Origin of the sequence: Halioxenophilus aromaticivorans (assembly GCF_042850945.1) — a bacterium.
GTDB lineage: Bacteria > Pseudomonadota > Gammaproteobacteria > Pseudomonadales > Cellvibrionaceae > Halioxenophilus > Halioxenophilus aromaticivorans.
Window position 1 is genome coordinate 3,498,506 of sequence record NZ_AP031496.1, and the last position, 25,373, is coordinate 3,523,878.

Annotated in this window: 21 protein-coding genes; 7 read left to right on the forward strand and 14 right to left on the reverse strand. The window is 51.4% G+C overall.

What is annotated here, in order from left to right:
- The first annotated feature begins 27 nt into the window (after positions 1-27).
- The 3 genes from pqqC to pqqE are packed head-to-tail and all read left to right on the forward strand — an operon-like array spanning position 28 to position 2,229.
- On the forward strand, positions 28-783 hold the full coding sequence (gene pqqC, locus ACGHM3_RS15135; protein WP_345422892.1) for a pyrroloquinoline-quinone synthase PqqC: 756 nt from the start codon (positions 28-30) through the stop codon (positions 781-783).
- Positions 780-1,055 (forward strand): pyrroloquinoline quinone biosynthesis peptide chaperone PqqD, encoded by a 276-nt coding sequence (pqqD, locus tag ACGHM3_RS15140; protein WP_345422895.1) that lies wholly within the window; start codon positions 780-782, stop codon positions 1,053-1,055. Before pqqC ends, pqqD begins: the two co-directional genes overlap by 4 nt.
- Positions 1,048-2,229, forward strand: coding sequence for a pyrroloquinoline quinone biosynthesis protein PqqE (gene pqqE / locus ACGHM3_RS15145; protein ID WP_345422898.1), 1,182 nt, complete (start codon positions 1,048-1,050; stop codon positions 2,227-2,229). Before pqqD ends, pqqE begins: the two co-directional genes overlap by 8 nt.
- Before the next feature lie 159 nt (positions 2,230-2,388).
- Here pqqE and ACGHM3_RS15150 read toward each other — a convergent pair whose 3' ends face one another.
- The 3 genes from ACGHM3_RS15150 to ACGHM3_RS15160 form a co-directional block, all read right to left on the reverse strand.
- A complete protein-coding gene (locus ACGHM3_RS15150) occupies positions 2,389-3,132 on the reverse strand; it encodes a 2-oxo acid dehydrogenase subunit E2 (protein ID WP_345422901.1) in 744 nt (247 codons plus the stop codon).
- The gene (locus ACGHM3_RS15155) at positions 3,132-3,803 is read right to left on the reverse strand and encodes a TetR/AcrR family transcriptional regulator (protein WP_345422904.1); all 672 of its coding nucleotides are present in this window, start codon (positions 3,801-3,803) and stop codon (positions 3,132-3,134) included. Before ACGHM3_RS15155 ends, ACGHM3_RS15150 begins: the two co-directional genes overlap by 1 nt.
- A 325-nt stretch (positions 3,804-4,128) precedes the next feature.
- Positions 4,129-5,382: an acetyl-CoA C-acetyltransferase gene (locus ACGHM3_RS15160; protein WP_345422907.1), complete on the reverse strand. Its 1,254-nt coding sequence runs from the start codon at positions 5,380-5,382 to the stop codon at positions 4,129-4,131.
- A 149-nt stretch (positions 5,383-5,531) separates the two neighbouring features.
- Here ACGHM3_RS15160 and ACGHM3_RS15165 point away from each other — a divergent pair, with 149 nt between their 5' ends.
- Both ACGHM3_RS15165 and ACGHM3_RS15170 read left to right on the forward strand, forming a co-directional pair.
- Positions 5,532-5,756: a hypothetical protein gene (locus ACGHM3_RS15165; RefSeq protein ID WP_345422910.1), complete on the forward strand. Its 225-nt coding sequence runs from the start codon at positions 5,532-5,534 to the stop codon at positions 5,754-5,756.
- Between the two features lie 576 nt (positions 5,757-6,332).
- On the forward strand, positions 6,333-9,038 hold the full coding sequence (locus ACGHM3_RS15170) for a TonB-dependent receptor (RefSeq protein ID WP_345422913.1): 2,706 nt from the start codon (positions 6,333-6,335) through the stop codon (positions 9,036-9,038).
- 63 nt (positions 9,039-9,101) lie between these two features.
- Here the strand turns inward: ACGHM3_RS15170 and ACGHM3_RS15175 are convergent, their stop codons facing one another.
- The 4 genes from ACGHM3_RS15175 to ACGHM3_RS15190 form a co-directional block, all read right to left on the reverse strand.
- The gene (locus ACGHM3_RS15175) at positions 9,102-10,097 is read right to left on the reverse strand and encodes a pectinesterase family protein (RefSeq protein WP_345422916.1); all 996 of its coding nucleotides are present in this window, start codon (positions 10,095-10,097) and stop codon (positions 9,102-9,104) included.
- 199 nt (positions 10,098-10,296) lie between these two features.
- Complete coding sequence (locus ACGHM3_RS15180) at positions 10,297-11,283, reverse strand: MDR family oxidoreductase (protein WP_345422919.1); 987 nt, start codon at positions 11,281-11,283, stop codon at positions 10,297-10,299.
- 98 nt (positions 11,284-11,381) lie between these two features.
- Positions 11,382-12,446: an acyl-CoA dehydrogenase family protein gene (locus tag ACGHM3_RS15185; RefSeq protein ID WP_345422922.1), complete on the reverse strand. Its 1,065-nt coding sequence runs from the start codon at positions 12,444-12,446 to the stop codon at positions 11,382-11,384.
- The gene (locus tag ACGHM3_RS15190) at positions 12,446-13,645 is read right to left on the reverse strand and encodes an acyl-CoA dehydrogenase family protein (protein ID WP_345422925.1); all 1,200 of its coding nucleotides are present in this window, start codon (positions 13,643-13,645) and stop codon (positions 12,446-12,448) included. Before ACGHM3_RS15190 ends, ACGHM3_RS15185 begins: the two co-directional genes overlap by 1 nt.
- A 515-nt stretch (positions 13,646-14,160) precedes the next feature.
- Between ACGHM3_RS15190 and ACGHM3_RS15195 the strand changes: the two genes are divergently transcribed.
- On the forward strand, positions 14,161-15,138 hold the full coding sequence (locus tag ACGHM3_RS15195) for a nitronate monooxygenase family protein (protein ID WP_345422928.1): 978 nt from the start codon (positions 14,161-14,163) through the stop codon (positions 15,136-15,138).
- A gap of 84 nt (positions 15,139-15,222) precedes the next feature.
- Here the strand turns inward: ACGHM3_RS15195 and ACGHM3_RS15200 are convergent, their stop codons facing one another.
- The 5 genes from ACGHM3_RS15200 to ACGHM3_RS15220 form a co-directional block, all read right to left on the reverse strand.
- A complete protein-coding gene (locus ACGHM3_RS15200) occupies positions 15,223-16,854 on the reverse strand; it encodes a succinylglutamate desuccinylase/aspartoacylase family protein (RefSeq protein ID WP_345422930.1) in 1,632 nt (543 codons plus the stop codon).
- A 370-nt stretch (positions 16,855-17,224) separates the two neighbouring features.
- Positions 17,225-18,427: a PepSY-associated TM helix domain-containing protein gene (locus ACGHM3_RS15205; protein ID WP_345422936.1), complete on the reverse strand. Its 1,203-nt coding sequence runs from the start codon at positions 18,425-18,427 to the stop codon at positions 17,225-17,227.
- Positions 18,428-18,553: 126 nt separating this feature from the next.
- Positions 18,554-20,659, reverse strand: coding sequence for a TonB-dependent siderophore receptor (locus ACGHM3_RS15210; protein ID WP_345422939.1), 2,106 nt, complete (start codon positions 20,657-20,659; stop codon positions 18,554-18,556).
- 333 nt (positions 20,660-20,992) lie between these two features.
- A complete protein-coding gene (locus ACGHM3_RS15215) occupies positions 20,993-21,499 on the reverse strand; it encodes a nuclear transport factor 2 family protein (RefSeq protein ID WP_345422942.1) in 507 nt (168 codons plus the stop codon).
- 88 nt (positions 21,500-21,587) lie between these two features.
- Positions 21,588-22,055, reverse strand: a complete 468-nt coding sequence (locus ACGHM3_RS15220) for a hypothetical protein (protein WP_345422945.1) — start codon at positions 22,053-22,055, stop codon at positions 21,588-21,590.
- A 133-nt stretch (positions 22,056-22,188) separates the two neighbouring features.
- Here ACGHM3_RS15220 and ACGHM3_RS15225 point away from each other — a divergent pair, with 133 nt between their 5' ends.
- Positions 22,189-22,992, forward strand: a complete 804-nt coding sequence (locus tag ACGHM3_RS15225; protein WP_345422948.1) for an SDR family NAD(P)-dependent oxidoreductase — start codon at positions 22,189-22,191, stop codon at positions 22,990-22,992.
- Positions 22,993-23,066: 74 nt separating this feature from the next.
- On the opposite strand, the gene ACGHM3_RS15230 is transcribed toward ACGHM3_RS15225, so the two are convergent.
- Both ACGHM3_RS15230 and ACGHM3_RS15235 read right to left on the reverse strand, forming a co-directional pair.
- Entirely contained in the window at positions 23,067-23,984 is a 918-nt protein-coding gene (locus ACGHM3_RS15230) for a helix-turn-helix domain-containing protein (protein WP_345422951.1), read from the reverse strand.
- A gap of 67 nt (positions 23,985-24,051) precedes the next feature.
- The gene (locus ACGHM3_RS15235; RefSeq protein ID WP_345422954.1) at positions 24,052-25,362 is read right to left on the reverse strand and encodes a gallate dioxygenase; all 1,311 of its coding nucleotides are present in this window, start codon (positions 25,360-25,362) and stop codon (positions 24,052-24,054) included.
- Between the last annotated feature and the right edge of the window lie 11 nt (positions 25,363-25,373).

The window sequence follows — 25,373 nt, forward strand, 5'->3', positions numbered from 1 at the left end:
CGGAACCAGCAAAAGGCAAATCATCCCATGAGCGAGCAAATACCGTTAACACGGGAACAATTTGAGGCCGCCCTGCGTGCCAAAGGTGATTACTACCATATCTATCACCCGTACCAGGTGGCGATGTATGAAGGCCGTGCCAGTAAAGAGCAGATTCGGGGCTGGGTAGCGAACCGCTATTATTACCAAGTTAATATCCCCATGAAGGATGCGGCCATTATGGCCAACTGTCCTGACAGCAAAATACGCCAGGAATGGGTGCAGCGCATCTTGGACCATGACGGTTTGCCCGGAGAGACCGGCGGCATTGAAGCATGGCTGGCTCTGGGCGAGGCTGTGGGCCTAGACCGAGCCCAGTTGGAATCCCAGGAGTTGGTTCTGCCCGGTGTGCGATTTGCCGTAGACGCCTACGTCAACTTTGCCCGCCGCGCCACCTGGAAAGAAGCCGCCAGTAGCTCACTGACGGAGTTATTTGCGCCCCAGATTCACCAATCGAGATTGGACACCTGGCCCAAGCACTACCCCTGGATAGACACCCGCGGCTACGATTACTTCCGCAGCCGGTTAAGCCAGGCTCGGCGAGATGTAGAACACGGCTTGGCCATCACCCTGGACCACTACACCACCTACGAATCACAGCAGCGCATGCTGGAGATTCTACAATTTAAATTGGATGTACTGTGGACCATGCTGGACGCCATGACCATGGCCTATGAGCTGGACCGTGCACCCTACCACAGTGTGACCGACCAACGCGTTTGGCACAAAGGAATAGAATTATGAGTTTTGATCGCAGCCTGGTTCCCCAATGGCGCCCAGGATATCGGTTTCAGTACGAGCCGGCCCAGGAGGGCTACGTTTTACTGTACCCAGAGGGCATGATCAAACTCAACGACAGCGCCGCGGAAATCAGCCAATGCATTGATGGCCAAATGGCTGTGAACCAGATTATTGAGAAATTAGCGGTAAAATTTCCACAAGCCCAGGGCATAGACGACGACATTGAGCAATTTATGTTAGTGGCCCAAGAACAGCATTGGATTACCCTTGGCTAGCGCACCCTACACCCCCAGCAACCCCAATAACGCCGGCCTACCTTTGTGGTTGCTGGCTGAGCTCACCTACCGCTGCCCGCTGCAGTGCCCCTATTGCTCTAACCCCTTGGATTTTGCCACCCAGGGCAAGGAGTTGAGTACCGAGCAATGGGTAGATGTATTACAGCAAGCTCGTAAAATGGGCGCGGCTCAGCTGGGGTTTTCCGGTGGCGAGCCACTGGCCCGGCCCGATTTATCCGAGCTGATTGGCGAAGCTCGGCAGCTGGGCTACTACACCAATTTAATTACCTCGGGTATTGGCTTAACCGAAAGCAAAGTTGAGCGATTTAAGCAGGCCGGCCTGGACCACATCCAAATTTCATTTCAAGCCAGCGATGAAACGGTCAATAACGCATTGGCCGGTTCGCGCAAAGCCTTTGCCAATAAGCTGGCCATGGCCAAGGCTGTAAAAGCGGCGGGCTATCCCATGGTGCTGAACTTCGTTACCCACCGCCATAACATCGATAACATCGACAAAATCATTGAGTTGTGTATTGAGCTGGAGGCCGATTTTGTTGAACTGGCCACCTGCCAATTTTATGGCTTTGCCCACCTCAATCGGCTTGGCTTGCTGCCCACCAAAGCCCAGTTAGAAAAAGCCGAAGCGGTGACCAACGTCTACCGAGAAAAGCTCCAAGCAGCCGGCAACCCCTGTAAATTGATTTTTGTGACACCGGATTACTACGAAGAGCGCCCCAAGCCCTGCATGAATGGCTGGGGCAATGTGTTTTTAACGGTAACACCAGACGGCACCGCCCTGCCCTGCCATTCGGCGCGGCAATTGCCCATTGAATTCCCCAACGTTAAAGATCATTCGCTGCAAGAGATTTGGTATGATTCCTTCGGCTTTAACCACTACCGTGGCGACAGCTGGATGCAGGAACCCTGCCGCTCCTGCGATGAAAAGGACAAAGATTTCGGCGGCTGCCGGTGCCAGGCCTACATGCTAACCGGCGACGCTACCGCCGCAGACCCAGTATGCGCCAAATCCGATCAGCACGGTAAAATTCTGGCAGCCCGGGCCGAAGCCGAAAACGCCGACGTTACGATAGATGCTCTTACATACCGTAACGAAAAAACATCCAAACAGTGCAGCGACGGGCAAATTATTGCCAGCGATGCCGCCACGCGTTAACAGCGTAAAATATTCACCCCATACTAAAATGCCACATCCATGGATGTGGCATTCTTTTTTCTGCCAGTTTTATTCTAGCGGTTTATTGCGGCAGCTGATTACGGCCGCTTTTTTGCGATCGACGTTCGCAAAATAGTGCCTTGTTATTAAGCCGGCGAATTAGCTGAATTCATAGCTGGCCAAAAAATCGCCCATGGCACGGCAGAACCGAGCCGCATCGGCGCCATTGATAACCCGGTGATCATAGCTTAGCGATAAGGGCAGCAAAGTTTTCGCCACAGGATTGCCATCGGCATCCGGAACAAATAAGGAGCGGGCACGGGTGATCCCTAAAATACCTACCTCCGGCGCATTGATGATGGGCGAAAAGCTGGTGCCACCAATGTGGCCCAAAGACGATAAAGTAAAACAGCCGCCCATCATCTCAGTCATGGCCAAGCCTTTGGTTTTGGCTTTATCAGAAATAGCAAGGATTTCATTGCTGATTTCATCAACCGATTTCTTATCGCAATCTTTAAGTACCGGCACCAACAAACCACCAGGCACATCTACCGCGAAACCAATATTGTAGTAACTTTTTTGATAAATCTTACTGCCATCGGCATTAAGTGACACGTTAAACTGTGGAAACTCTTTTAACAATGCCACCGTGGCCTGCATAAGCGCTGGCAGCAAGGTGCGTTTTTTATCGGGATTAGCGCCATTCCAAGCCTTGCGCCGCTGCTCAAACCCGGTGATGTCTACTTCATCGTTGTGGGTTACATGGGGAATACTATTCCAATTGCGGTGCATAACCCGGCCAACGTAATGTTGCGTTTTGCCGAGTTTTATTTCTTCTACCTGGCCGTAAGTTGAAAAATCATCTTCCGGCCATGGCAGCATGGCTTGGTTGCTATCGCTCATTATTTTCCCTCAAGGAAGTCTTTTAAATCCGAGTCTTTGTTGAGCGGGAATTTGTCTTTAACCAATGAGCCAAACAAACTGAGGCGAATAATTTCTTTTATAAATCGACGACTCATACTTTGCAGCTCTTGCGCGTCTTCGGTTTTAGATCGCGCCCACACTGGCCACATAACCGTGCCAACTAGCATCAAAACGGCGTAGGCCTCGCGGTCTAGCTCAGGCTGAGCAAGCCCAGCATCAACAAAATCTTCTAAATTTTTCAGATAACGTCGCCAGAAAGGATCCTTATATGGATCTTTTGAGGTCATGATTTCAAATAACCACACACGGGCGAACTCGGGGTATTCCATGGCAAAGTTAGCGAGCTTTTGCGTCGCCGACTGGTGATTGATCTTTTCTTCCCCGGCGTTTTCTTTGCCGTAAATGGCCTCCACCAATTGCTGGCTCACCCAGGACATGGTTTCCTGTACTAATTGTTCGCGGGTTTTAAAGTGGTGGTAGGCGGTGCCTCGGTTAACTTTGGCCAGCTGCGCAACCTTAGATACACTTAGGCCCTCTGGGCCGTCTTTGGCCATCAGCTGGCCGGCAACTCTTAAAATCGACTCCCGTGTTAACTCTGGGTTTCGTCTGCGTTTTGTTTCGGTATTGCTGGCAGCAACGTTGTCTGACATTTTAACTCCAAAACCCATCTGGGCCGGCACAAGTTATTACGGTTAATGACTCTGGGTTACCTTGGCTTCGATGGTTAGCAATCCGGCCCTCTAGGGCACAACTGTTTACGCGTAGTGGCAAACGATCTGGTAAAGATTGTGGCCGCCATCTACTAGCTTCTACCTTCTTCTAGTAGTCAGCTCCGGTTGCCATCGAACCAAGATAATACGCCGTTATACTGGGATTCACCTCGAGTCACAACCCAGACCGGCCCCGCAAAAGCAACTTTGTGCCCAAATCTCGGATAAACAACACGAGAAGATATGTTTAACAGTTAACCCTTGATTAAACCCGCTCAATAATGATCGCAGGCGCCATTCCACCAGCGGCACACATGGTGATAAGGCCACGCTTCAGGTTACGGCGCTCCAGTTCGTCCAACACCGTACCTATCAGTACTGCGCCAGTGGCACCGATCGGGTGCCCAAGAGCGATAGCGCCACCGTTAACGTTAATAACGTCGGGGCTAATACCCATGTCGCGGATAAACTTGGTCACCACCACGGCGAAAGCTTCGTTCACTTCCCACAGGTCAATATCAGCCACGGTGAGACCGGCACGGGCCAGTATCTTTTTGGCTGCCGGCACAGGGGCGTTGAGCATCAATGTGGGGTCGTCCCCCATGTTAGCGGTGGTTACAACCCGTGCACGGGGCTTTAAACCGGATTTCTTAACATAGGCATCCGACGCCATAAGCATTGCCGCAGCGCCATCCACCACACCGGAAGAGCTGCCCGCATGGTGCATGCATTGGATATCGACATCTGGATAAACCCGGTTGATCAAACCGCGGGGCGTTTCTCCCTCACGATTCATGGGCATATCAGCGATCTTGAGAAAGCTGGGCGTGAGTTTGGCCAAGTCATCCATGGTGGTCTCTGGGCGGGGATGCTGGTCTTTATCGAGCACGACGTTACCGTCGTCGTCCAGCACCGGCACCATTGAATGGTCAAAATAGCCGTTGGCGATGGCGTGGGCCGCTCGGCGCTGGCTCTCCAGAGAGAAGGCATCTAACTGCTCGCGGGTAAACCCTTCCATTGAGGCTATCGCATCGGCACACATGCCTTGATGCGACTGAGGATACTTGGCGTGCAAACGCGGATTACCAGTGCCCAAGCCACCGGACAGTATACCCAGCTCGCGTTCTTTCATGCTCTGCTCGGTAATGTGGGACATCATTTCCGTACCACCGGCAATGATTAATTCCTCGTGCCCGGCTTTTAACTGACCGGCAGCAAGATTGATAGCAGTGAGGCCACTGCCACAGAAGCGATCCATAGTAACGCCGCTGACGGAGGTGTCGTAGCCTGCGTCCAAGGCCGCCATGCGCGCCAAATCGCCTGCTTGCTGACCTTTTTGGGAACTGGTGCCCCAGATAACATCGTCTATATCGCTAGTATTGAGATTGTTGCGCTCGCGCAGAGCTTTGAGGACGGTGGCAGCCAAGTGCTGTGGGTGCATTCCGTAGTAGGCACCCTTACCAGGTTTGCCTGTGGCACGAGGTGTGCGCACGGAATCGATGATGTATGCCTCTGCCATAAGCGTCTCCCAGTGTGGCTGTAACAGCCTTATTGTTAGATTATCGGGGTAATTGGACACTATTGTACGACACTGCTGTACATATGTATAGATAAATACGATAATCTATTCAACATCAGTGCACAATAATGACCAAAGAGGATCCGACCATGATGGGAACAGGAGAAGGCGACTGCCCGTTTCAATTTAATTTTGAACCAGAGACGTTCAAGGTTGGCGATACCATTAGCTACCGCGCGCCGGCCCTGGGAGAACTCCCCTTTGTGGCCGAGATTAAAGCCGTGCACAGTGACTACATAGAAATAGCCAATAGAAATAGCCAGCCCAGAAGACCCGGGAAGATGGCTGCGCGCCACCCGGGAAAGCCGGCCTGAGGTAGCTGACGGAGATGCCCTTTCATAGCCGCGCTACGTACTAGCTAGCAGGCTTCGACGTCGGTCCGCTGTCGATCTACATCGCTGCTCACAAATGGATAGGCTTTTACGCGCTTAAACCCATCTCTACTACTGCGTGCGGTAAGTCCATTCTTTAATCCCAATCTCGGGGATCTAGGCGCCGCCCTTTTCGCCTCTGGCCCATCACACCCTTAACTCATTGCACTTTTAACTCATTGCACTTTTAGCCCATAACAATAGGGCCCCACAATTGACTTTAACCGAGCTCGGTCACTGAGCCTGGCCTTAGATTTGCTCCCCCGGCAACAGACTGTTTTTTGATAGGCACAGCCTGCTGGCACACGCCATTGCCACCGGTAGCATCTTATGACATTATGCCACCCGTGGCAGAAAACGATAACGAAGTCACACCGATACCCTGAGCTGCTTAGTTCCGCCCAACCGGTAACCCCGGTCTACGCGCAACCATCGGATTCGTTGATCGCTTCTCTGGCCACTGATTTTTGCGAAGCAAAGAAACCCAAAACAATAACCAATAAATTTTAGGGGAACGGTATGCGACTAACCCAGCACACCTTAAGCCGCTGTATCAGCGCAATTTCCATTGGCGTGTGCGCCCTGCCCGGCTACAGCCTGGCCCAGGAAGACACGCCAGAATCGCAAGCTGCGGTATTGGAAGAAGTCACCGTAACCGGTTTCCGGGGCTCGCTATCCAAGGCATTGGATCAAAAACGCGACGCGGTAAACGTGCGCGAATCCATTATGGCGGAGGACATCGGTAAATTTCCGGACTTAAACATTGCCGAGGCCATTCAACGTGTGCCCGGTGTTGCTATTTCACGCGAAGGCGGCGAAGGCCGACAAATTACTCTGCGCGGCTTTGGCCCTCAGTTTACCCGCGCCACGCTTAACGGCATGGAAGTGCCGGCCAGTACCGACGGTTTAGATTCTGGCGGCGGCATTAACAGCGGCCGCTCCTTCGACTTTAACGTGTTTGCCTCGGAATTATTCAACCGGGTGGATATTCAAAAAACTACTACGGCCTCCATGGAGGAAGGCGGCATCGCCGGCACCGTGGATTTGTACTCCGCCAAACCGTTTGATTACAGCGGTTTTAAATCCTCTTTGTCTGTGCAGGATGGTTACAACTCATTGACCTCCGAGCACGACCCCAGAGCTGCGTTTTTGGTTAGCAATACCTTTGCCGACGACAAGCTTGGTGCATTGTTGTCGGTGGCTTATTCCGAGCGCACCGTACGGCAGGAAGGCTTTGGTACGGTACGCTGGACAACACCGGTAATTACCGGAAACACCTACCCAGATACCGCCACCCCCGTCATTAACGGCGATATTGCCGAGAGCAATTGCGCGCTGGATGGCGCAGCGGTAGCGCCCATTAACTGCCTATGGGCACCACGCTTACCGCGCGCGGATTTTTTTGGTAACGAGCAGCAGCGGCTTGGCGTAACGGCGTCGTTTCAATTTAGACCCAACGACAACGCCGAAATCACGCTGGATGTACTTCATTCCAAACTGGAGAACCAGCGCGAAAACTACAATTCCATGGAGTGGTTTTTAACCCACAACGAAGTCACACCGCTAGAAATAACCGTACACCCCAACGGCAAACAAATCCTAGCGGCGACCTTTGACGATGTAGAATCCTGGATCGAAAGCCGAGTTCAAAACTCGGAAACCGATTTTCAGCAGTATGTGTTATCCGGTGAGTTTCTGTTAACCGACCAACTTACCCTGAACGCCATGATTGGCTCCGCCAGTTCCGAAGCCTACCGCGAAGAATTCCGGTTTTATTACGTATCGGACTCGCATATTTATAGCTACGATTTCAGTGGCAACGGAGATGTACCCCGAGTCAGTTTCGGACCTGATAACTACGATTACTACGACGCGGCCAATTACGAAGCGCGTCCCGCCGCCATCCGCTCCCACGACGTAGAACGCGATAACCTGACCTCTAAAATCGATTTAACCTACGAACAAGATCAGTTTACGTTTAAAGCCGGCTTCGCCTACAACGACCGAGAAGTAGAATTCCGGCAGGGCAATGGTGAATATCCAGATGCCATTTCCGCCGTTGGCTATACCACGGATTTCCCCTATTCCGACTTTGGCACCGGGCTGGATGGCGGCAGTTTAGTCTCGTTTCCGGTGGCCGATTTTAATGCTTTGTTCAGCGATGTATTATCGCGCAACTTCACCAACGACCTCGGCTCCAACTGGATTGTGGACGAAGAAACCCTGGCCGCCTATTTGGAGTTCACCAGCAGTTTTGATATTGGCAGCATGATGTTGCGTACCAACTTTGGTGTGCGTTACGTTGCTAGTGACTCTACCTCCACTGGCTATTTAAATGGCCAAGCGGTTTCGGTGGACCACAGTTACAACAACTTCTTGCCGTCCATGAATTTTGCTTTAGAAGTCACCGAGGACGTCACCACTCGCTTGGCGTTTGGCCGCAGCATGACGCGCCCAAGCCTCAACTCACTTAACATCGCCAACCCTAACTTTACCTACGAAACCCGTACGGCAAGCCTGGGCAACCCGGAATTGGATCCCTATGTCTCTAACGATATGGATTTTTCAGCAGAGTGGTATTTTGCTGAGGAATCGCTATTGGCGGCGACTTACTTCTATAAAGATGTAGAAACCTCGCTCACCACCAACATCGTCGACAAACTGGTGGACCAAGCCTATTGGGAAGCCATCTATTCAGACCCGCGATACGATGCTTCCTACGGTTCCGACCCGGCCCAGGTGCCCTACACCCATTACATTCCGGAGAACGACACCGAAGGTTTCACCGTGAAGGGCTACGAGCTGGTTTACCAGCAGCCGTTCACGTTTTTGCCGGGCTGGATGCAAAACTTTGGTTTAGTGGTGAACTATACTCACGTATCCGCTGGCGATATGACCGGGTTATCAGAAAGTTCCTACAACACGACCCTGTATTACGAAACCGATACCTTCGGTGGCCGTTTATCGGTCAACAGCCGCGATGATTACGTATTGGCAGCGCCCGGTGGCAATGGCCACGAGGAAGAAATTAAATACGGCCCAACACACGTCGACTTTTCTTCGTTTTGGAACCTAAACGAGCAGCTGACCTTCACCTTTGAAATCATCAACCTCACCGATGAAGAAGAACGTATCTATGGTACCGGTGACGGCACACTGGCTCTCACACGAGAGTACAACCACACCGGGCGCCAGTACTTCTTGGGCGCGCGCTATACCTTTTAGAACAATGTTTTAAACCGTTAGCCGGGTACATTTAAAAATGTGCCCGGCTTTTTTTATTGGGTTTTAGTGGGGTTGCCAATCCCCTAGAACCGCCTCTTTTCGGTAGCGTTTAGCTTGGCGCTTACTGAGCTGCGAGGACCACTCTACCCTTTGTGCTGCCTCTGAACCCGGCCCACTGTTATTAAATTCGGCGTAGGTGACTTTGCGTTCGTTTTCTTCTCGATCCCAATTGTGCCAACCGGCGGGTAAAATATGCGCGCCCAACTGTGAATTTAAAAATACCGTTTTAGCGTATTCTCGCCAGGGGCGGCCTAAATACACTTTATCAACACCCGCTGCCGCCGTAAGAGTACAGCGATCAAACACGAAACCGTAGGGCTGATGCCGAGGAGTAGACGCCGCGGTTATGTAGGAATTAAGCAAGGATTTGATTTCACACTGCTCAAAAAACGCAGTACCACCACCAAAAATAAAATCCACCGAGCCCTCAATGGTGCAGTGCCTAAAATAACTGCGGTGGCCCTCGCCCGCTACATACAGCGTATCCTGCCATCCTTTTAATGCCACATTTTCGAACACGGCTCGGTCAGCCTCAACATGTAAGGCCACCGCTTGGCCCACGGGCCCAGCGGAGTTAACCACGGTGAGGTTTTTAGCGGTAAAGTCGTTGCCGGCAACTTTTAGGGTGTAGGTGTGGAAGGTGCTGTTACGGCCTTTGTTTATCCCATCAAAATGGTCACCCTGGGTGATAATGGTGGTGTCTTTGTCTTCGCCAATGAGGGACACCTGGGTGTTCCAGGAATACACTTCCACCTTTTCGTGGTAGGTGCCAGCTTTAACAAAGATGGTGATGGGCTCGTAGGGAAAGGTTTTGGTGGCATCAATGGCGGATTGAATCGAGGTATATTCAGCTGAGCCATCTTTGGCTACGGTGAGGAAGGTGTCGTATTGCGCGGCGTTGGCGCTTGGGCTCAGCCCCATACCTAGCCCCATAAAAGCCATGATCGCTCCGGCTGCATTCAAACACCGCTTGGGTTGGGTTAAAAGTGTTTTTATCATTATCGACTCGTGTATTTATTGCTATAAACAGGTCGATTTTGCCACCGGTAGCACACCAATCACAAGGGCCGGCTTTTATACAGAACACTATGGGTCTATAGCTGCTCCTCTTACCACGGTAATGAACAGGCGATAAAAAACCCCGCGCACAGGCGAGTAGCCAATGCGCGGGGTTTTATTTACGGCAATCAGATGGTGATTATTTGTTTACATCCACCACAATACGACCGCGAACCTTGCCCGCCAACAAGTCGGAAGCGGCCTCAACGGACTCGGATAAACCGATTTCGGTGCCGCCAATCACGTCGAGAATGGCTGGGTCTAAATCTGCGGCCAGTCGTTTCCAAGCGGCCAAACGAGGCTCTTTAGGCGCCATTACGCTATCCACGCCCAGCAGTGCTACACCGCGCAAAATAAACGGCATTACAGTGGCGGCAAAGTCTGCACCCTGGGCCAAACCGCAAGCTGCCACGGCACCGCGATATTTGGTTTGAGCGCAGGCATTTACCAAGGTAAAGCTGCCTACGGAATCTACCACGCCTGCCCAACGCTCTCTTTGCAACGGCTTGCCTTTTTCAGACAACTCGGCGCGATCGATAATGTCGCTGGCGCCCAGTTTTTTTAGGTAATCGGCTTCGCTAGCTTTGCCTGTTGCGGCAACCACTGTAAAACCTGCTTTGGCCAACAAGGCCACGGCAACACTGCCCACACCGCCGGTGGCACCGGTTACCAGAATTTCGCCCTGGTCTGGTGTAACACCGTGGTTTACTAACGCATCCACGCACAGAGCCGCAGTGTAACCCGCTGTACCAATGGCCATGGCCTGGCGCGGAGTAAAGGCATCCACTAACGGCACCAAATAATCGCCGGGCAAGCGCGCTTTTTGCGCTAAACCGCCCCAATGGGTTTCGCCCACACCCCAACCGTTCAACACAACGGTGTCGCCGGCTTTCCAATCGCTGTGGCTGCTCTCAGTAACGGTGCCAACCAAATCAATACCGGGCACCATCGGGAACTTACGTACCACCGGAGAGCTACCGGTAATGGCCAAACCATCTTTGTAGTTTAACGTTGAATAAGCCACGTCAATGGTCACGTCGCCATCCATCATTTGGCTTTCGTCGACTTGGGTTAGCTCAACCGATTGGCCGGATTCATCTTTATTAATTAAGACTGCTGAGAACATAAGCACCTTCTTTATCCATGGGTTTAATTATTTACGACTGCGCGCCTGTCTCCCCGGGCGTTTGATCGCGGTTTCTGCACGTAGTGTTTGGCCTTGCGTCAGACTTCATCGCTTGCCAGAAATTGCTCGGCAATGGTGAGTAGATAATCACCACTACCGGTGCCCAGATGGCGACTGAGCATACTGCGTTTTAAAAACAGATGGCACGGGTATTCAGAGGCCATACCAATGCCGCCGTGCAACTGCAACGACTCCTCCGCCACCCAGTCGTAGGTGGCGCAGGCCAAACTTTTTGCTTTTTGCCCGGCAAAAATGGCATCCGCTGAGCCTAAATCGCCACACGCCTGGGAAAGCGTTGAGTTAAACAAGGCCTCAGCGGCAGCGATATCGGTTTTAAGGTCGGCACAACGGTGTTTCAACGATTGGAATAAAGCCAGTGGCCGTCCGAATTGTTGCCGGGTTTGCAAATGCTCTACCGTAAGCTCCAGTAGCGCAGCCGCACCGCCCAATGCATCCGCTGCCAAAGCCATATCCCGCAGGTTAAGCAAACGTGCAATTAAATCCTGGGCCGCCTCGCCCTGTGCCAGCAATGCGCCGCCTTCTACAGTGGCCTGCTGCAGATTAATTCGAGAAATACCTTGAGTTGCATCCCAACTGGTTTGGGCTTGGGTTTCAATGCCACCTTGGTCCAAAGCCAATAAAGCAACGGCGGTTTGTTGCTCATCCCACACCAATACATGGCTGGCGTGTTCGGCTCCTGGCACACCGTCCAACTGGCCGCTAAACGTGGTTTGCTCACCGCTACCAACAACAGAAATGGGCTGCCTGCCGGGTTGGGTGTCCACCAACGCTGCGGTTGCTATATCACCGCAGGTGAAGCGAGCTATCCAGTCTGCGTTGTCAGCGCCGCCCTGGCACAGAGCATCCAGTGCTAGGCTGGCAGAAATAAAAGGGACTTCGGCCAGGTTACGGCCCAGCTCTTGTTGTAGCACACACACGGCTTCTGGCCCTAAACCTAACCCTTCGAGGCTTTCTGGTACCGGGGCCAATAGCCAACCAAGCTCTACCATCAATGGCCAAGTTGCGCCGTGCTTTGCCGGTGTGCCGGCATCTTGCATTACTTGCCGAGCAGAGCTTTGCAGCTCCTGTAAAAATTCGTTCATTATTTATCTCCCCAGCGCCAGGTTTTCGGTTCGCGGGGCATCATCAACATGCGCTCTGCAATAATGTTACGTTGAATTTCGTTACTGCCTCCGGCGATGGACCAATTGTAAGAATTCATAAAGTCCAGCGCCCAGTTACCGGTTTCCTGGGTGGCACCGCGCATGGGAGCCGTATCGAATAAACCGCTATAGCCACTGATCCGCCGACCTAACCGGGTGTATTCCCGCAGCGCCTTGGCGTAATAGAGCTTAACCAAAGAAGCATCGCCCACGGCTTCGGTGCCGTCGATGCGTTTTTGTAAATAGCTGTCTGCCAGCGCACATGCGGCGTCAACCTGGGTAATTACTGCCCCCAAATCCCGCTTAAATGTGGCGTCATCGCTAACCCCTTGCTGCTGCATGGCCTTGGTTAAAAAACTGAGCGAATGCTGCATACGCAGACTCAATTCCACCAAGGTTAAACCGCGTTCTGATGCCAAGGTGGCCTGGGCTACCGCCCAGCCCTGACCTTCTTCTCCTACCAAGTCGCAGGCGGGCACTTCGACGTCATCGAAGAAGATTTCAGCAAACTCGTCATCGCCAGTTATTTGATCAATGGGGCGTACGGAGATACCGGGGCTTTTCATATCCACCAGCAGATAGGTCAAACCAGCCTGAGGTGGGCCGCTGCTATCGCTGCGCGCCAACAATAAACAACGGTCGGCGTACTGTGCCATGGTGGACCAAATCTTTTGGCCGTTAATGATGTATTTATCACCCTGGCGAATGGCTTTGGTTTTTAACGACGCCAAATCAGAGCCAGCATTGGGCTCGGAAAACCCCTGACACCAAATCTCTCCACGTAGAATTCCGGGTAGATACTTATCACGTTGTTCTTGGTTGCCGCATTCAATCACTGTGCAGGCCGCGTGATACAAGGACACAAAATACAAAATTAAACGCGGCGCGTCGGCCCGGGCGATTTCTTCATAAATGACTTTTTGCTCGGCCAAGGATCGGCCTCCACCGGGCCAACCCTCGGGCCAATGAGGTGTGGCGAAACCCGCTTCTACCAATTTGCCAAACCATTCTTTTTGGGCGGCAACAAAAAGTTCTTGGTCCACCCCGGTCATGGCTTGGCGCCAGTCACCAGGGACGTTTTCGGTAAGCCAAGCTCTTACGCTTTGGCGTAGCTCTTCTGTATTGTCGATCGCTGTCATTATTAACCTTTTCGCGTCGATTAAACCCTAGTGGGCGAACGTTGGTGATGGCCAGCCCCGCTGCCAGGCTGTGGTTTGCGCGGCGTTGATGCAGCCCGCTCAGTTCCACAGTGCGGCAACTCTGCCAGCCATTATATACACCAACAGTGTTGATTACTAACTCAATCGGTATCAAGATACGGTCTGTTGGCAAACTCGGTTTTAGTGAAGACGTGTTTGCCTAATAAAAAGCCGCCACCAAGGAAACAAAACAATCAAATATGTTGAAACACAGTGTTTCCAACAAAGGCTGGCCATCGTCATTGAATTTTGGCGAGGGCTCTGTTCAATTAACCGAGCAGTGGCAACCACGCTAACGACAAATTTCGCGACATGTACGGACTAACCATAGGGTTCTTAAACAAGATACGTTTAACTGCACAAGGTTTAGCGCTTCCATGCAGCTTTGCCGAAGACATTACTAACAACAATGCCGGGCCAAAGCACTGCAATCTCGCTTTTAGGAGAGCATAAAAATGACTTTAAAAACACGTTTCTCGGAGATGGTAGGTATCGAATACCCTATCGTTCAAGGTGGCATGATGTGGGTGGGCCGGGCCGAATTGGCTGCGGCGGTTTCCAACGCCGGGGGCTTAGGCATCATCACAGCCCTGACCCAACCCAGCCCAGATGATTTGCGCAAAGAAATTGAGCGCTGCCGAACCATGACGGACAAACCGTTTGGTGTAAACCTAACCATTCTGCCATCGGTGACCCCACCGCCCTACGCCGAGTACCGCAAGGCCATCATCGACATGGGCATCACGGTGGTGGAAACCGCCGGTCACAACCCGCAGGAGCATGTAGAAGATTTTAAAGCCCACGGGGTCAAAGTGATTCACAAATGTACCGCGGTAAGGCACGCACTTTCGGCGGAGCGCATGGGCGCGGATGCTATATCCATTGATGGTTTTGAGTGTGCAGGCCACCCCGGCGAAGACGACATCCCAGGCTTAATATTGATTCCGGCGGCCGCCAATAAAGTAAAAATCCCCATGATTGCTTCCGGCGGATTTGGCGACGGCCGTGGCTTGGTGGCGGCGCTGGCATTGGGGGCCGAGGGCATCAATATGGGTACGCGTTTTTGCGCCACCAAAGAAGCCCCCATTCACGACAACATCAAACAGTTGTTGGTTGACCACGACGAACGCGATACCAATTTAATCTTCCGTTCCCTACGCAACACCGGCCGAGTGGCGAAGACCGAGCGCTCGGATGAAGTGGTCGAAATTTTGAAAAACCCGGAAGCCACCTTCCAGGATGTGCATCACCTGGTTAAAGGCGCAGACGGCCGTACGGCGTTAGAAACAGGCGATGCAAAAGCGGGCTTAGTGTGGGCTGGACAAGTGCAAGGCCTGATTAACGACATTCCAAGCTGCGATGAATTAATCTCTCGCATTGTAGAAGAAGCCGAAGCAATTATCGCCGACCGGCTGCCAAGCTTTACTCGCTAACAAACCAGTACCAATAAAAAAACCCACCGTGTTTGGTGGGTTTTTTTACGTCTGGCAGGGCTTGCTTATTGTTAGAGTCTGAGTTTAATCGTACTCAAAGTTTTCAATATCGTTTAGCAACCCGTCTTCACCGGGTGCTAACCGACTTACTGGCTTTTTTCCGGCAGCGACTTGCTGTACCTCTTTGTTGGTGGTTGATTTTTTAGTGCTGCTGGTTTCGATGTCTTCTTCGGGCTCCAGTATCGCCCCTTCGCCGGCACGGATACCGACGTGAAATGCGGCAAAGCCCGGTTGCACCACCTGATTAACCGCCATGCCAATGACTCGGCCATCGTGGGGTGAGACAATTTTGGTTTTGCGGTTAGTAATTGGGTCTCGCACTTCGCCCAACAAATCGCCGGCATCAACTTTATCGCCCAAAACAACACTGCTAAATAAAATACCGCCTCGTTCGGCCCGCACCCACACCGATTGGTAATACACGGGCTCCGGGTCGCCCCACAAACTGAAGCGTTTCACCATGCCCATGTGATCCATCAAGGTATGAATGCCCTTAACACCATGGGCTACCGAACGCTCCTGTAAACGCATAGACTCGCCGGCCTCCAGGGTTACCGCCGGGATTCCTGCCTCCACCGCCGCTCGGCGCAAAGTTCCCTCTGCACCTGCACTTTGCAGCACCATGGTAGCGCCAAACCCTTGGGTAAGTTTAACCACAGCGGGGTTACTGATATCGGCCCGCAATTGAGGAATATTGGTGCGATAAAAAGACCCGGTGTGTAAATCCACCAGCGCATCGCAGTGGCTGATGACTTGCGTAAAAAACGAATAGGCCAACCGAGACGCAGAACTGCCTTCCGGGTTACCAGGGAAGTAGCGGTTTAAGTCACGCCGGTCGACCAAGTAGCGCGAGCTGCGGCGAAACCCCTGTAGGTTAACAATGGGAACACCAATAACGGTACCGGATAATTCGGTAGGGTCGATGTTATAGAGCACCCGGCGCACCACTTCGATACCGTTCAGTTCATCACCGTGCAAGGCGGCGGTTAAACACAGTACCGGTCCGGGCTTAACGCCGTGGGCAATCAGCACCGGCGTAGGTGTAGAGATCATTTCGAAGGACTGCTCTGGCGACCAAGACAAGCGCGTGGTTGTGGACGGCGGCACTTCGGTGTTGAGAATAACCAGTGCTTTAGCAGCGGATACTTTATCGCTAGCCGGCGCCGGCTTAGGTGCAGTAGCGGTACTGTTGCTTGGCTCAGACTTTGGTTCTGCTACTGCAGGCTCCGGGGCTGATTTGGGGTTGAGTACAACCTCTTTTACCTCCACCGGCTCGGCCAATTGAATGCTTTCAGCCCTGGGCAGATTTTCGTTGGCAAGTTTATCCGCCAATTCAGCGTCTTTGGCGTCCGTTTCTGCCGCTTGTTGCTGGGCTTTCGCTGCCTCGGGCTTTGGCTCACTGCTCGTGGTGGGCTTAGCTTCGGCGCTGGCCTGTTCCGCTTTTGGCTCCTGGGCCTCGCTAGCAATAACCTCGGTACGGCCGTAACACCAAATACTCTGCGCCAGTAACAACGCTCCCACGGCCCATTTGGCGCGGTAAATCTGCTTTTGGGTCATAAAATCTTGTCTCAACTTCTGCAACATGCTGACTATCTTAAAGATCGCAGCTTGAACACCACATAAACCACCTTTTACCGCAGTTATTTCGGTTTGCATAACAAAATCCGTTGTGCAAAGCAAAAAACCTGCGAATATTGTGGATCAGTAATACAAGTTTAGAAGAGAAGCGGTAAAAGCCTAGTAAAACAAGTTGTAGGCGAAGAAACTCAGCATTATCCCTACTATTTTCAGGCCTATTATTTTTGGCGACAATGCCGGCGGAGGAAGAGTGACAGTGTCTAGGATTTTTGACCGGGCTTAAGGCCCCAATAATAGAAGCTCACCAGGCTGACAATGGCTAAACAAACCCAAGCTAATTTATCGCCCCAGCCTCCATCAGAAAACAGCGCGCTGGTCAGCCCTATGATAGTGAGCACAGCCAGCAAGATTGGCGCGCTCCAGATTGCCGTCGAAGTTAATTTCTGTCTCATGGGTTGGCCACCCTGGCAGCGCCACTGGCTACCACAGTGCCGGCCACCGAGCTGCCGGCATCAGATTCGCTGTCGTTCAACTTCAATCGATCTACGATGGAAACCTTGCGTTTTTTCCACCACAAATACACACCGCTGAGTAACACAATAATGGCCAGCACGTCCAAGATGGCCCATAAAATTTTCAGCGGCATGCCGGCGTAATCACCAAAATGCAGTGGCTGTGATAACAACAAGGTAGTGACATACCAAGGCATTTGGCCTACGGCAGAAACGGTACCGGTGCCGGCATCCACCAGCACCGGCGTCAGCAGTTTGGAGGTTAGAGGCGTATTACCCATCATAAAAAAGGTAAAGTGGTCTGGCGTACTGAATGGGTTTTTAGGAAACGCCACAAAACTGACTTCGCCCTGGGGAACCTCGTCACTCACCGCATTCAGAGCCTGCTGAAAACTGGCCGGGTTGGCTACCTCAGATAGAGGCTGCGCCGCCTTGGCCGACTGAGCCAATGCGGCTAGCTCTGTACTTTGCCAATGGTTAAATACTAAGAGCGATAAGGTATTGATGGTACCGGTTAAGCCAACCACCAGCACCCACGTTAGCGTAACAATGCCCAGTAGATTGTGGAGGTCCAACCATTTTACCCGGCTGGACTTATTCGCCCGCACGGTGCCAAATTTTAATTTCGACATAAATGGCCCGTACACCACAACACCGGAGACCAGCGACGCGGCCAACAGCAATCCCATGGCCCCTAAAAACAACATACCACTGAGCCCGGCGAACATGTCTAAATGCAGGCGGAAGAGAAAGTACATTATGCCTTGGCGCACGGGATATTCGTGGAGCAACTCACCGGTGCGAACATCGTACATATAAAACGCGGAGCCCTCGGGAGCATCAATGGCTTCGGCCATGGTTACGTGCCAAGCTTCCGGTTCGTCCGGGTCGCGGAAGAGATATTGCACTACGTCCTGGGGACGTTTTGCCTGAGCCGATTGAATAATGCTATCCACGCTCACCTGCGTAGTTACTCCCGGTAGCTCCGGCGGCTCTACAGCGTTGCCCAGGGCGTGTTCGATTTCATGGTAAAAAATTAACGGCAGGCCGGTTAGGCACAACATTAATAAAAAAAGCGTGGAGATTAGACTGGTCCATTTGTGAACTAGGTACCAGTTCTTCAGTGTTTTTGTTTGCATGCTAATTCGGTTTAATTGACGCCGCTCTAAACAAGGCGGCGTTATATGATTGAGGTTGAACGTTGGTTAATGACACTGCGACGGGGCTTACCCGCCATGGGTGATCTTCCCAATCTAAAGTCACGATTAAAAATTCAATTGGTAACTTAACTCGTAGGTGCGCGGAGCGGCATAGTAACCAATCTCGTACAGGCTGGTAATGTACTTTTCGTTGGCCAGGTTTTTCACGTTTAACTTCACCCGCGATTGACTGTTGACGTCCCAATGGGCAAAAACATCAAATACCGCGTAGGCGCCCTGTTTCACATTACCACCGGTGTAACTGTCCACTCGGCTGGTGTCATCCTGCCATCGGCCAGACAAGCCCAGGGCGACATCCGGCTGCGAGGGTAACTGCGCACTCAGGGAGAACTTAGCCGAGGTTTCCGGCACCCATTGGTAGGTGGTTTCACCCTGCTGGTTTTCAATATCCAATCGGGTTAGGCTGCCGGAGACTTGAACGTAGTCGTTGATTTGACCACTGATTTCTAACTCTACACCCTCAGAGACAATATCCTCTCCGGTGTAAAAGTACTGCCCCGTATTAGGGTTAAACCCAGCGTAAACACCCAACCCTTGCTGATCTGCTTTGAATACCGCGAGGTTGCTGATTAGGCGATCATCCAGCCAGGTGGCTTTCACCCCCAGTTCGTAGTTTTCCCCCTTGGTTGGCGCCAGGTAGTTATCGTTGGCGTTGAGGTAATCCTGTGGTTGGTAAATGTCGGAGTAGCTAACGTAGCCCATTACACGATCGGTTAAATCCACCGTAATGCCTAAATAGGGGCTTACTTCGGACTCTTTCAAATTGTTACCCAACGCGGTTGCCTCTCGGGTGAAATCGATGGCATTGACACCGGCAATGACGTTGGCAAGCCCCACACTTAACTGTAGTGCGGCGTAGGCGCGATCTAAGCTGTCATCCGTGGCGCTGCTGAACACTCGGCCCTGCCACTGCGGCCGGGGAATCGCATTTAAAGCATAGGGAAACGCCGGCAGCGGGCCGTAGGCGGGCTCGGTTAGGGCGAAGGGGTATTGGTATTGCACATTTTCGGTTTTAGCCTGGCTAAAGCCCGCGATTAACTGGTGATCCTGGCCCCAGGCGCTGAAGCCACCGCTCAGTTTAATCTCTAAGATATCGGCTTCATCTTCACTGGGCCATTTGCCCGGCCAGCCCACCAGCCCCTCGCCGGTGGTCGGGTCTAAACCGGTAGTGGTGTAGGCAAAAAACAGTTCACTGTCGGAGCTTAGTGCGCGGTAGTCGTAACTCAGCTTTAGGTTCCAGTCCTTGGGCAGGTGGTAGGTGTATTCAATAAAACCGGTTTCGTTGGTGTTGTCCCAGTAGGTCCAGTTTTGTGCCGTGGTTGCGCTGCGGCTCCATTCCGCCTGGGTACCATCGCTGTTGGTAAACACCAAGCCGCCCCACATGTTGCCCTCGGAATTTGCCTCTTGATAAGAATAACCAAAGGCTAAGGTACCATTGTCGCCCACTTGGCCATCCACCACGGCGTACACAAAGGCGCGGTCATCTAGCTTGCCGTCGATGTAAGAGCCAGACTCTTCCACAGCCAATACCACTCGGCCAGCCCAACTGGCGGAGGCGTTAAAGGGCGTTGAATAATCGGCCTGCAGGCGATAGTTATCGTAGGAACCCGCCTGCACACCCACCTCTCCTTGGGCTGAATTTAAAGGCCGCTTGCGCACATAGTTGATCGTGCCGGAGGCATTACCCACGCCGGTTAGCAGGCCATTTGCACCGCGAATAACTTCCACTTTTTCATAGCCATAGGAGTCAATTTCACCCTCCACCAAGCCCCAACTATTAGGCATGCCCACGCCATCCACTTGGGTGCTTTTGATCTCAAAACCACGAGAAAGATAATTGGTGCGGTTGGTTTCCCAGCGCTCAACACTCAGGCCCGGGGCCAAATCCAAGGCCTCGTTGATGCTGGCTGCACCGTAGTTGTCCATCATTTCACGGCTAACGACGCTGATAGACTGCGGCGTACTTTGGATATCCAGAGCCAAGCCCGTGGCACCTTCGCTGATGCGATTATCCCGCACGCCAAGTATGAACACTTCTTCTATGGCCTCCGCTTGAGCCACCGCCAGGGCAGAGAATCCACAGGAAGAGATAACGGAAGTAAGCAAAAACGCCTGTTTTAGGCTGACCTGTTTAAGGCTGAATGGGGACATGGTGGTACTCGGTTACATGGTAAGTTGCGGGTAGGAAAGCCGCAAACATACAGGTAGTGACCACCTCTGTAAATGATAATTATTATTGTTTTTATTTATGACCATTTTGTACAGGATTGTTCGGTTCCCCTCCCCGTCACTGCACTCAGACGCGTCTCACACGGCCCTAGCCGCATCCCTATTAAGGAAATGGGCTTCCGAAGCACATAAATCACAGCTGTGAGTTCGCACTAATACTTGACCTGCACTCGGAATAGGATCGTCAACTGTTCCAACCTTAATTCTACTTTCGTAAATATACGCCGCCTTCATATCTATCCCAGTCATTCTCTGTTATGCGGTAGGATCCTGCCAAACTTCTGCATAAGACGGATCAGAACTGTCACGTGCCCCGCCATACTTTTGGGTGATCGGAGTTACTGGCCTAATTTCATCTAAGTCACGAATTGCTATACGCTTGTTTAACAACCATCGCCCATGTTCTTTGGTCCAACTGTCTATATAACGGCTCCAAACCGTCATCTGCATAATTTGATTGTTTTTATTTATTCTCAATGTAGCCGTTACGTAGGATTCGCTGGCCGCTGTGTCGCCCTGGACTTCAAGCAGAATATTCGACATTTGATGGCTGTGCGTTAAAAGCTGCTTATGCTGGCTACAAATTAAATCTATGACACCTGGCCCATTACCCTGATAAAAATCGCCATAATCCGCGACCGAATTAGAGCTCCAAATAGAATATCCTAACTCTGGATCTAATCTGTCGACGCAACGGCAATACCGATACAGATTGTCTGTGATATCACTTTTGTCTAACAATTTTTGAATATGTTTAGACATGCTAATTTCTCTTTAACAATTTAAATCTCGAGCTTCAAATCTGACGTCCTACCTATTCAGAACTTTTGCTAACCTTTGCTAACCTTTGCTAACCTTTGCTAACCTCAGCCATCAACTCCTCTAGTTTAGTAATCATAGAGTGGCACAAAGCGGTGTAGACATGAGCACGCTTAGACAATGCGTCCATAGCTTCACTATCCTCAGCTATATTCTCCGCACAGTTTCGCAGTAGATTACCTACAGAGCCGATCAATTGAGCTTGCTGAACAAGCACCGCCGAATAATCGCTGGATGGCGAGTATAAAACCTTCTTGGTTCCACTAAGTGTGGTACTTCGTATATGACCAAACGCTTCCAAACCTTTCGCTGAATTCCAAGCACCGACACGGCTCATCTTCAACGCCCCGGCTATTTCATCAACGGATACCGGTTTCTGTTTCAAAAACAAAAAACCCAAAACTTTGCCTGTTGCCGGCGCCAATCCCCATGGCGCAAGCAAAGCACTAAACGCATTAACGAACTGCATTTCTGCTTCATTCAAATTGTCATTGGACATTTTCAGACACCACGTATTAACTATATTAATAATATATTGAATATTGTTAATAAAAACCAGTACTATTTACTCTTGTTACTCTTGGCTTCAAAGCAACATTAAACCAACTTATATAAAAGGGGAGTCTCAGCAGATGACAATGTATGAAAAGTATGGCCCTTGGGCCGTTATAGCCGGTGCATCGGAAGGCACCGGGCGAGCCTTCGCATCCAGGGTTGCCGCGCAAGGTATCAACTGCATATTACTAGCAAGACGGGAAGAGCCGCTGCAAGCCCTATCGATAGAAATCACACAGCGCCACGGCGTTGAGTGTGTCACGGCAAGTGTCGATCTATCTGCTCCCGACGCGACCGCATCTGTCATCGCCGCCATTGATAACCGTGAAGTAGGCTTATTTATCGCTAACGCCGGCGCTGACAGCGTAAATTCTCGATTTCTTGACGCACCGTATGAACAGTGGCAAAGCCTAATACATCGTAACGTATTAACGGTAACAAGCTGCTGTCACCATCTCGGCCAACTAATGCGACAGCGACAGAGAGGGGGAATTATTTTAGTGGGTTCGGGCGCATGCTATGGCGGCTCAAGCCATATGGCGGTTTATTCTGGCACCAAAGCATTCGATCTATGCTTTGGCGAAGGTTTATGGACAGAATTACGTCCGCATGGTGTTGATGTGCTAAATCTCATTTTGGGTCAAACAGATACTCCCGCATTTAGAGCGACTTTAGCCAAGGTGGGATTACCACTACCTCCCAACCTCGCCACCCCGGACGAAGTCGCAAAATTAGCCTTAGAGAGATTGCCACACGGGCCTGTTTGTAACTGGGGTATCGATGATAATGTAGTGGGATACGCACCCAACTCGGCTGCGCAAAGGCGGGATAGAGTCCTTCAAATTGATAAAGCCACAAGCAGCTTATTTGATCAAGGCTGATGCTTTTATGTGATGTATTCCAAACCGCAAAAGATGCTTATATATTGCACCGGAAAACATCTTGCCCTATCAAATTAACATTCACCGCGTACACCCCAGTCATTTGCCATGGGCTTGGGGCTATTTTTGAACTGGTCTCGAAATTTAGTTGGCGACTCGCCTTCCATTTTTTTGAAAAATCGAGTGAAATACGAGGGATCGGAAAACCCTAAGCGATAGCCAATTTGCTCAACACTCTTGGCCGTGAAGATAAGATCTTTTTTTGCCTCCATTAATCGGCGCTCTTCAAGCATTTCTTTCGGCGACTTATCCTCTACCGCCTCGCAGGCGGAGCGTAACTGAAAAGCCGACAAATTCAGCTGTTCGGCGTAGTTGGGAATTTTCACGTTATCAAACAAATATTGTTCAATAAGCGCTTTAAAGTTGGTGACTATTTGCCGTTGTTTGTTGCTGTAGCTGTTGAGTACCTTGCTAGCATTTTGGCTGGCGCGCTCCAATTCAACCAGGATAGACACCAAATCGGATTCGATAATCACCTCGTAGGAGGTCCCGCGCAGGGTAAGCTCGCGCTGAATATTTTCAATTCGTTTAACTAACATATCCGGTGAGCAGAACTCGTCGGATATGGGAATTACGCCTGGCGTACTGAGCAACTGCCCTAGCTGTGGTAGACGATTAACCGTCTGCTGTAAGCAATAATCGGCCAACGTTAACACCCAGCCGTCGGTGTCTAATTCGTAGTGAAAGCCGTGAATGGCGTTGTCCGGCACGATGAGCGCGCAAGGGCTGGTAAATCGAACCGACTCCTGCCCCAACATCATGGTGCCATCACCGGCCAGCACAATCATAATTTGAGCAAAATTAGGGTGGCTGTGCAGGTCGATTTTCCAGCCGCGCTCTTTGCAGCGCTTAGCCAGAATTTCGATGTTTAAAAACCAATCCACCGGCCCCTCAGAGGGCTGGCCGTAGAGCAAATAGTTTGGCACCTTCATAACACGCTACAACACTCGCTTAGTTGATTGCCCGCTGAGCAAAGCTCTAGCGGGATACTCAATTGGGCTAATCTTCGCCTGACTTTTTTTCTAAATCGTTGTCTGAATTGCTGTCTGTATCTTGGTTTTCACTGCCTGATACAGAATAGTTTATGGCAACCTGGCGCGTTTGTTGGAATTCCGCCAAGGTTTTCCCACTCATTTGCGCATAGACATCTAAATTACTTAAGCCTAATACCGCGGCCAGTTTTTCCAAACTAAAGAATATGACGCCATAGTGTATCAAACCAATCCAATCACGGGCTTGCAGCAAGTCTTGCTCCGCTTGGGTTAAGGCAAATTCTTGGTAAAGCGACTCAGGCTCGCTGATAAACCGGTGACGATGGTTAGGCTCTATCAACCGATGTAAAAAGTCGTTTATTCGATAGGCCTTATGAGCGCGCTCCAGAGTGAACGGATGGGTACCGGGAATTTCATCTACCCCCGCCAATTGCCGTTCAATAAATTGCCGGTGTTGCTGCGACGTGTCCGCCAGTGGGCTAGGTTGGTTCTCGTAAATAACCGTGGCGATATTGGTCATTGATGGCAAGTGGGTTTGCCGGTGCACACAGGCCACTTGAGACGACAAAGCACCGCGCATTATCAGCCACATTATGATCTCAGCGCCTTCCATGCCGGCCAGCTCTGCGTATTCGGCGTGGGTGTATTGCGTCAGTGCTTCAGGGTCGTGTTGCAAGGCATCCAAAAACTGCTCGTCCCATTGCGGATTGTTAAAACCGCAACGCTCACCGTGCACCTGGTGCGATAGTCCGCCGGTGGCTACCAAGGCCACGCTGATATCCTCCGGAAAACTTTCTATGGCTCGGCGCAACGCCTTACCCAATTTAAAGCAGCGTTTGGCGGTGGGAATGGGAAACTGCAACACGCCCACCTGCAATGGCACTATGGCACCAGACCAAGTATTGCCACGATCAGTCATCATCGATAATGGCGAAAACAAGCCGTGATCGATGGGCTTTTTTTGGTAAAACGAGATATCGAATTCGTCGGCAAACAGCGACTTGCCGATGTGCCGAGACAATTCCGCATGGCCTGATACCGGGGGATGCTGCCGCGCACCGCCGCCCTCATCTGCGGTCACGTATTCATCGTCCACCCCCAGCACAAAGGGCGAGTAGTGGTCGAGAAAGAACGACGTAATATGATCGTTATAAATAAAAAATAATACGTCGGGCTGTTTTTTTGCTAACCAATCGTTGATCGGCTGAAACATTTTGAAAACCTCAGCCCAGGCTGGGTCCTCGATGGTTTTGGTATCTTTTGCAAAACCAATGGTGGGCGTGTGAGAGGCAGCGATACCACCTATAATCTTTGCCATTAGTGCTTACT

Coding starts and splice junctions, on each gene's coding strand:
- pqqC (WP_345422892.1), top strand. CDS start 28: ATGAGCGAGCAAATACCGTTAACACGGGAACAATTTGAGGCCGCCCTG.
- pqqD (WP_345422895.1), top strand. CDS start 780: ATGAGTTTTGATCGCAGCCTGGTTCCCCAATGGCGCCCAGGATATCGG.
- ACGHM3_RS15150 (WP_345422901.1), bottom strand. CDS start 3,132: ATGAGCGATAGCAACCAAGCCATGCTGCCATGGCCGGAAGATGATTTT.
- ACGHM3_RS15155 (WP_345422904.1), bottom strand. CDS start 3,803: ATGTCAGACAACGTTGCTGCCAGCAATACCGAAACAAAACGCAGACGA.
- ACGHM3_RS15160 (WP_345422907.1), bottom strand. CDS start 5,382: ATGGCAGAGGCATACATCATCGATTCCGTGCGCACACCTCGTGCCACA.
- ACGHM3_RS15165 (WP_345422910.1), top strand. CDS start 5,532: ATGATGGGAACAGGAGAAGGCGACTGCCCGTTTCAATTTAATTTTGAA.
- ACGHM3_RS15170 (WP_345422913.1), top strand. CDS start 6,333: ATGCGACTAACCCAGCACACCTTAAGCCGCTGTATCAGCGCAATTTCC.
- ACGHM3_RS15175 (WP_345422916.1), bottom strand. CDS start 10,097: ATGATAAAAACACTTTTAACCCAACCCAAGCGGTGTTTGAATGCAGCC.
- ACGHM3_RS15180 (WP_345422919.1), bottom strand. CDS start 11,283: ATGTTCTCAGCAGTCTTAATTAATAAAGATGAATCCGGCCAATCGGTT.
- ACGHM3_RS15185 (WP_345422922.1), bottom strand. CDS start 12,446: ATGAACGAATTTTTACAGGAGCTGCAAAGCTCTGCTCGGCAAGTAATG.
- ACGHM3_RS15190 (WP_345422925.1), bottom strand. CDS start 13,645: ATGACAGCGATCGACAATACAGAAGAGCTACGCCAAAGCGTAAGAGCT.
- ACGHM3_RS15195 (WP_345422928.1), top strand. CDS start 14,161: ATGACTTTAAAAACACGTTTCTCGGAGATGGTAGGTATCGAATACCCT.
- ACGHM3_RS15200 (WP_345422930.1), bottom strand. CDS start 16,854: ATGCAAACCGAAATAACTGCGGTAAAAGGTGGTTTATGTGGTGTTCAA.
- ACGHM3_RS15205 (WP_345422936.1), bottom strand. CDS start 18,427: ATGCAAACAAAAACACTGAAGAACTGGTACCTAGTTCACAAATGGACC.
- ACGHM3_RS15210 (WP_345422939.1), bottom strand. CDS start 20,659: ATGTCCCCATTCAGCCTTAAACAGGTCAGCCTAAAACAGGCGTTTTTG.
- ACGHM3_RS15215 (WP_345422942.1), bottom strand. CDS start 21,499: ATGTCTAAACATATTCAAAAATTGTTAGACAAAAGTGATATCACAGAC.
- ACGHM3_RS15220 (WP_345422945.1), bottom strand. CDS start 22,055: ATGTCCAATGACAATTTGAATGAAGCAGAAATGCAGTTCGTTAATGCG.
- ACGHM3_RS15225 (WP_345422948.1), top strand. CDS start 22,189: ATGACAATGTATGAAAAGTATGGCCCTTGGGCCGTTATAGCCGGTGCA.
- ACGHM3_RS15230 (WP_345422951.1), bottom strand. CDS start 23,984: ATGAAGGTGCCAAACTATTTGCTCTACGGCCAGCCCTCTGAGGGGCCG.
- ACGHM3_RS15235 (WP_345422954.1), bottom strand. CDS start 25,362: ATGGCAAAGATTATAGGTGGTATCGCTGCCTCTCACACGCCCACCATT.